This window comes from Bradyrhizobium cenepequi, assembly GCF_020329485.1.
Classification (GTDB): Bacteria; Pseudomonadota; Alphaproteobacteria; order Rhizobiales; family Xanthobacteraceae; genus Bradyrhizobium; species Bradyrhizobium cenepequi.
Genome location: NZ_JAGKJI010000169.1, coordinates 1 through 849, shown reverse-complemented (window position 1 = coordinate 849; position 849 = coordinate 1). Strand labels below are relative to the sequence as shown.

Sequence of the window (849 nt, the reverse complement as noted above, 5' to 3'; positions counted from 1 at the left end):
TGCCAGTGGATGAGCGTCTCGGGACAGATGATGGCAAGAACCTGAAGGATCGACGGAAAGCAGCGGTACAGCTGAATGAAGAACCAGCGATCATTGTTCGTAAGCCGGACGCAGCCCCGGAGCCTGCGCCGCAAAACAATCAACTGATGCCGAAGCGCCGGTTCTCAGCCTCCAGTCTCATCTTCGACTTGAATGGCGCGGCCAACGCGGTCAGCACGAAACACAGAAGCCCGATCATTCCGCCAGCTTAGGTGATTCCGTCACCTCATCAACTCGGATAAGGTTTTCGGTACACACAGGCGCCTAGTGCTTCGTGTGCGCCGTGGCTCATCGCGATATTTGGGGCCGCCGACTATTCCTAACGATTATTCGTCAACAACTACCATTCCAAAGTTGAATTTTCGTTTTCCAGAACGCACGGTCACCATGCAAGAAACATACGCGGACAGGTGCCGCGAGGGGCACCGTTGGGGGAGAACTAGAATGAATGACGAAGTTTTGAACGGGCGCCCGCTCAGTACGCCGATCGAAGCCTCCGCGGAGACCTTGGACGGCTTTCGTCCGCTGGACATCCAAACCGACCGGCTGCTTTCATCATGGCTGCGAGAGGCGTGCGTTCCTGACGTCGCCCTGAAGGCGAACGAACCTGCCCCCGATTTCCTTCTCCCTGAGGCAAATGGAAAGCTCGTTTCATCTTTGGAATTGCGACAAACTGCGCCGTTGATCGTTACCTTCGTTTACGGGACTTGGTCCCCGTTGTGCGCAGCTGGACTACGCGCTCTTCACGGAGCCACCCCTAGTATCCGCGCTGCCGGCGCCAGAGCAATTGCCATAACGCCCGAGACCGGA

2 protein-coding genes are annotated in these 849 nt (G+C 56.9%); both read left to right on the top strand.

The features are described 5' to 3' along the window. Positions 1–251, top strand: a 251-nt coding sequence (locus J6497_RS40735) for a hypothetical protein (RefSeq protein ID WP_225709757.1), incomplete at its 5' end; no start/stop codon positions are given. A 232-nt stretch (positions 252–483) separates the two neighbouring features. Next, the coding region (locus J6497_RS40730; protein WP_225709756.1) for a redoxin domain-containing protein at positions 484–849 on the top strand (366 nt) is incomplete at its 3' end.